The 5,587-nt window shown below is 73.6% G+C and carries 6 protein-coding genes; 4 read left to right on the top strand and 2 right to left on the bottom strand.

The window, feature by feature from the left end:
• Positions 1 to 423 (top strand): NlpC/P60 family protein (locus AB0G02_RS27085; RefSeq protein WP_360798934.1); only part of this gene is annotated, 423 nt, incomplete at its 5' end.
• An 11-nt stretch (positions 424 to 434) separates the two neighbouring features.
• Positions 435 to 1,292: an alpha/beta hydrolase gene (locus AB0G02_RS27080; RefSeq protein ID WP_360798931.1), complete on the top strand. Its 858-nt coding sequence runs from the start codon at positions 435 to 437 to the stop codon at positions 1,290 to 1,292.
• A gap of 43 nt (positions 1,293 to 1,335) precedes the next feature.
• On the opposite strand, the gene AB0G02_RS27075 is transcribed toward AB0G02_RS27080, so the two are convergent.
• Entirely contained in the window at positions 1,336 to 2,403 is a 1,068-nt protein-coding gene (locus AB0G02_RS27075; protein ID WP_360798928.1) for a glycoside hydrolase family 19 protein, read from the bottom strand.
• A 187-nt stretch (positions 2,404 to 2,590) separates the two neighbouring features.
• On the opposite strand from AB0G02_RS27075, the gene AB0G02_RS27070 reads away from it, so the two are divergent.
• Together AB0G02_RS27070 and AB0G02_RS27065 are read left to right on the top strand one after the other, a co-directional pair.
• Positions 2,591 to 3,406 (top strand): AraC family transcriptional regulator, encoded by an 816-nt coding sequence (locus AB0G02_RS27070; RefSeq protein ID WP_360798925.1) that lies wholly within the window; start codon positions 2,591 to 2,593, stop codon positions 3,404 to 3,406.
• A gap of 131 nt (positions 3,407 to 3,537) precedes the next feature.
• Positions 3,538 to 4,047, top strand: a complete 510-nt coding sequence (locus tag AB0G02_RS27065; RefSeq protein WP_360798922.1) for a carboxymuconolactone decarboxylase family protein — start codon at positions 3,538 to 3,540, stop codon at positions 4,045 to 4,047.
• Here the strand turns inward: AB0G02_RS27065 and AB0G02_RS27060 are convergent.
• Positions 4,040 to 5,518, bottom strand: a complete 1,479-nt coding sequence (locus AB0G02_RS27060) for an alpha/beta fold hydrolase (RefSeq protein WP_360798920.1) — start codon at positions 5,516 to 5,518, stop codon at positions 4,040 to 4,042. The genes AB0G02_RS27065 and AB0G02_RS27060 overlap by 8 nt on opposite strands.
• Between the last annotated feature and the right edge of the window lie 69 nt (positions 5,519 to 5,587).

Here is a 5,587-nt window from a genome sequence, read left to right as displayed (position 1 = left end):
TCGCTGAGCGCGGCCGACAAGGCGGTGCTCGCCTCCCCCGGCGACACGTCCGACGTCGCCGTGCCCCCCGGCGCGGCCGGGGTGGCCCTGGAGTACGCCCTCGCCCAGCGGGGCGACCCGTACGTGTTCGGCGCGAACGGCCCGGACGCGTGGGACTGCTCCAGCCTCACCCAGGCCGCCTACCGCGAGGCCGGCGTGACCATCGGGCGCACCACGTACCTGCAGGCCACGGCCGGGCACGCGGTGACGAGAGCGCAGGTCCAGGCCGGTGACCTGATCATCTACTACGCCGGCCAGTCGCACGTCGCGATGGCCGTGGACGGCGAGCGCGCGGTGCACGCGTCGACCGAGGGCGTTCCCGTGAAGATCGCTCCCATCGACTCAATTGGCCCGATCAGTGTGATCCGCCGCCTGGTTGGCTGACACTGGGCTGCATGGAGGAGCACAAGGTCATCGCGGACGACGGCCGCGTGTTGTGGGCAGCCGAGTCGGGGCGCGACGAGCCGGGCCGCACCGGGCCGGGGCGCGGCGAACCGCTGGTGCTGTGCCACGGCGGCCCCGGGCTGTGGGACGTGTTCGGCGGGCTGGCCGAGCTGCTGGCCGACCGCGTGCGGGTGATCCGCTGGGACCAGCGCGGCGGCGGCCGGTCGGAGCGGGAGGGGCCGTACACGATGGCCCGGACCGTGGCCGACCTGGACGCCGTCCGGCTCCACTTCGGACTCGACAGGATGGCGCTGCTCGGCCACTCCTGGGGCGCGGAGGTGGCGCTGCACTACGCGCTGGAGCACCCGGACCGGGTCTCGTCGCTGGTCTACGTCTCCGGCACCGGGCTGGGGCACGAGTGGCACGAGGAGCACCGGCGCAACCGGGCCGAACGGCTGGCCGACGTGGGCGGGGTGGTCGACCCGGGCGACGAGCCGGGCGTGCCGATCGGTCGGGACGCGGCGGTCCGGCTGTGGACGGCGGACTTCGCCGACCCGTCGACGGCCCGGTGGAGCGCCGAGGAGCTGGCCACGCCGTGGTTCGGCGTGAACGAGGAGGCGAACGCCGCGTTGATCGCGGAGTCGCGGTCGCGGGACGAAGCGGAGCTGGTGGCGCGCTGCCGCGGGCTGACCGTGCCGACGTTGATCGTGGACGGCGCGGCGGACGTGCGGCCCCGGTGGGCGGTGGACTCGCTGGCCGAGGCGCTGCCGGACGTGGCGCGGGTCGTGCTGCCCGGCGCGGGCCACGTGCCGTGGGTCGAGTCGCCGGGGTCGTTCGGGTGGGCCGTGCTCGCGCACCTGGCCCGGTGACCGGTGGGGGCGGTGCCGCGCACGGCCCCCGACCGACCGTCGTTCAGCAGTACAGGTTGTTGCCCGCGGGCACCCCGAGGATGCCGACGAACCGCTGGTAGGCGTCGACCCGGCTCTGGACCTGCGCCGGGTTGCGCCCGCCGCACTCCAGCGACCCGTTGATGCTGCGGATCGTCTCGCCGAAGCCGTAGCCGTTGACCATCGCGTTGTGCGGGGTCATGGTGCCCGGACCGGACTGGGTGTTCCAGTACCAGAGGGCGGTCTTCCAGGCGACCGAGGCGTCGTTCTGCACCAGCCACGGGTTGGTCAGCAGCGGCAGGCCCAGCGCGTCGCCCGCCGCCTTGTAGTTGAAGTTCCAGCTGAGCTGGATGGGACCGCGGCCGTAGTAGGCCGCCTGACCGGCGGGGCAGCCGTACGGCTGGCCCGCGTCGCAGTAGTGCGGGTAGTTCGCCGTGTTCTGCTCGACGACGTACACCAGGCCGCCGGTCTCGTGGTTGGCGTTGGCCAGGAACGCCGCCGCCTCCTGCTTGCGCACTGTGTCGCTGCCGGTCTTCGCGAACCCGGGGTACGCGCCGAGCGCCGCCGTGAGGCCGGCGTAGGTGTAGAAGGGGTTCCGGTTCGGGAACATCTGCTGGAACTGGGCCTCGCTCACCACGAACCCGCCCGGCGCGGGCGTGCTGCTCGTGGTGGTCGGGGTGGAGCCGCAGTCGTACGGGTCCCAGTACCAGGTGCTGATGGTCGGGTCGTAGCCCGGGTTGTCGTGCTCGGCGATGTAGTACCTGCCGTCGGTGAAGCGGACGATGCTGCCGGCGGTGTACCACTGGCCCTGCACCCAGGCGGGGTGGTCGCAGCCGGGCGGTGGCGTCGTGCCCCCGCCGCAGGTGCCCTGATCGGCCCACACCGCGGCCGAGCCGGGTGTCTCGTTCTGGGTCCACCACTTCGCCTGCCAGTTGTGCCCGGCGTAGGACGCCGTCGTGCCGCCGGTGTAGACGGCCGACGAGGTCCACGCGGAGGCGCAGGCGGCCGCGGCGGCGGTGTTGGCCACCGCGACGGTCAGAGCCGCCCCGACCACGAAGGCGGCGATCGCCGCCACTACGCGGAATCTCGACACAAGATCACTCTTTTCCGTTCGAGCGCCCTCGGACGTGACGGGGGCCACTCAACCGGAAATGGTCTACACCAGTCAAGGGCAAACGCGAACTTTCCACGGGTCTCGTGGGAGCGCTCACACGGATGGCGCGCGAAGCGGTTGCCCGCTTCCGGCCGTCGGCCGCCGGGCCGGGCGGTTTAATGTGCGGGTGCAGTGGACGCGGTACTGGCGCGCGGCCGACCGGCCGGTCGAGGCCATGCACGCGCACTTCACCTCGCACCGGTACCACCGGCACAGCCACGACGCGTACTCGTTCGGCGTGACCGAGGAGGGCGTGCAGGCGTTCCGCTGCCGGGGCGGCACGCACACCAGCGCGGCGGGCATGGTGCTCGCGTTCAACCCGGACGAGGTGCACGACGGCCGGACCGCCACCGAGGACGGCTTCACCTACCGGATCGTCCACATCGGACCGTCGTTGGTCGCGGAGCTGCTGCCGCGCCTGCCGTTGTTCCAGGACCCGGTGGTGCACTCGCCGCGGCTGGCGGACGCGCTGCGCAACCTGCACACCGCCCTCCAGGAGGGCACCCACCTCGCCCGCGACGAGCACCTGATGCACGCCGTGCGCGCGATGGCCACCCACGTCATGCCGCTGCGCACGACGACACCGGCGCCGGGCAACCCCTCCGCGGCCCGCGACCTGATCGAGGCGCACTACGCCGACGACGTCACCACCGAGGAGCTCACCGAGGCGACCGGCCTGAGCCGGTTCGCGCTCTACCGCGCGTTCCGCGCCGAGTACGGCCTGTCCCCCAGCGACTACCAGCGCCAACGCCGGTTGCGCGCGGCCAGGCGGCTGCTGGCGGCCGGACGCCCGGCGGCCGAGGCGGCGGCGCTCACCGGCTTCGCCGACCAGGCCCACCTGACCCGCTGGTTCCGCCGCTGCTACGGCATCACCCCGGCGGCCTACGCGCGTGCGGCGGCGGCACCGGAGGCCACGGCGCCGGCGGAGGGTCCGTACGGGTGAACGGCGCTACGCGAACGGCGGGTTCCCCCGCACCACCGCCACACCGAGCGATGACACTGTTACATAACCGTGTTTTGCATTAGCCCGATCGCAGCTCGACGGCGATACCCAGCGATCGGGACACTGGGGACATGCCGCACATCGAGTTGGACAACACCTTGCCCGGCATCGCCGGGCTGATGAACTACCGGCCCGAGACCGGACGCCCGCTCACCGAGCTCACCGAGGTGCTGCTGCGCGGTCCGAGCGACCTGACCCGGGGCGAGCGCGAGCTGATCGCCACGCACGTCTCCGAGCTGAACCAGTGCAAGTTCTGCGCGGGCTCGCACGCCGCCTTCGCCGCCGCGCAGCTGCCCGAGGACTACTCGCACACGCCGAAGATGGTGGCGCTGCTCGACATCGCGACGGCCGTCACCGAGAGCGGGCGCGCGGTGACCGCCGACCTGATCGAGAAGGCCAAGGAGAACGGCGCGACCGACATCGAGGTGCACGACACCGTGCTGATCGCCGCGATGTTCTGCGCCGCGAACCGCTACGTCGACGGGCTGGCCACGTGGGCGCCCGACGACCCCGAGGCCTACGAGCGGATGGCGCACAAGATCGTGCCCAACGGCTACACCTCGATCATCGGGATCAGCTGATCGCGCGCCGGAACTCCGCCCACCACCGGGCACCGGTGCGGTCCACCTCCACCGCGCGGAGGTCGTCGTCGGCGTAGGACTCGACCTCCGCACGCACCAACGGCCAGGGCGGGCCCGCCGCGGGCTCGTCGTCGTCGCGGGCCGAGGCCAGCAGGACCAACGTGCCGCCGGGCGCGACGAACCGGCGCACGTGCGCGATGCCGGTGGGCCGCACGGCGGCGGGCAGGGACTGGGCGATCAGCACCTCCACCACCACGTCGAACGCGCCCCACCACTCCGACGGCGGGTCGAGCAGGTCGGCCACCACGAACCGCGCCGCCGGGAACCGCTCGCGCGCCGCGCCCACCGCCGTCGGCGAGATGTCGAACCCGGTCGTGTCGAAGCCCAGCCCGGCGAGGAACCCCGCGTCCTGCCCGTAGCCGGCGCCGACGACGAGCGCCCGCTTGCCCGTGCCGTCGACGCCCTGGAAGCGGTCGAGGATCAGCTGGTGCGGCTCGTCGCGGTGCCACGGCACGTCCACCTCACCGCGTGACGCGGCGGCGTAGAGCTGCTCGAAGGCCGTGCCCGCGTCGACCGACCCCAGCCCGCGGATCCGGGCCATCGTCTCGTCCCGCCCCGGCTTGCCGCGGTCGGTGTGCGCCAGCAGCGCCGGGACCACCACGTCCCAGACGCCGGGCGGCAGCTCGTGACCGGTGTCCTCCAGCAGGAGCAGCCGCGCGCCGGGCACCTCCCGCACCAGGGCCTCCGCGTGCCCCGGTGGGAGCAGCGGGTCGACGTCGCCGTGCACGACCAGCGTCGGTGCGGTGATCGTGCCCAACCGGTCGCGCCACGGCTCCCCGCCGCCGGCCTGGAAGTGGTTCACGCTCGACGCGATGTTCCGCGCCCGGTCGAACACCCGCCCGGCCAGCTCGCGGGCCGCGGCGACGTCCACCGGCCGCGGTCCGGCGTAGGGCCGTTCCGCCGCCACCAGGTGCTCGACCACCGCGTCGCGGTCGGTCCAGTCGGGCGCGGGCGTCCCGCCGTTCGCCAGGTGCTCCTGCAGCGCAGGGGACGGCGGCGGCAGGCCCGGTGTGCCCGGCTCGGCGGGACTGGTCGCGATCAGCGTCAGCGAGGCCACCCGGTCGGCGGAGTCGAGCGCGACGAGCTGGGCGATGCCACCGCCCATGGAGAGGCCGACGACGTTCGCCCGCGACACGGCCAGCGCGTCCAGCACCCCGACCGCGTCCGCCGCCAGGTCACCGAACCCGTACCCGGGCTCACCCGGCGGGTAGGTCACCGACCGCCCGGTGTCGCGCTGGTCGTACCGGATGACGAACCGCCCGCCGTCCGCCAGCCGGGCGCAGAACCCGTCCGCCCAGGACAGCATCGAGCCGGTCGCCCCGGCGACCAGCAGCACCGCGGGATCGGCCGGCGACCCCGAGGTCTCCACGCACAGGTCGACGTCGTTCACCCGCAGGATCCGCTCGGTCACCCGGCCACGGTAGCGGTCCGTCCCGCCCCGAGGCCGCGCCCCGAACCGACCACTACGGCCCGACTCCCC

This window comes from Actinosynnema sp. NPDC023658 (assembly GCF_040639995.1).
GTDB lineage: Bacteria > Actinomycetota > Actinomycetes > Mycobacteriales > Pseudonocardiaceae > Actinosynnema.
The sequence above is the reverse complement of the archived record's forward strand: the minus strand, read 5'-3'. Positions and strand labels throughout refer to the sequence as shown.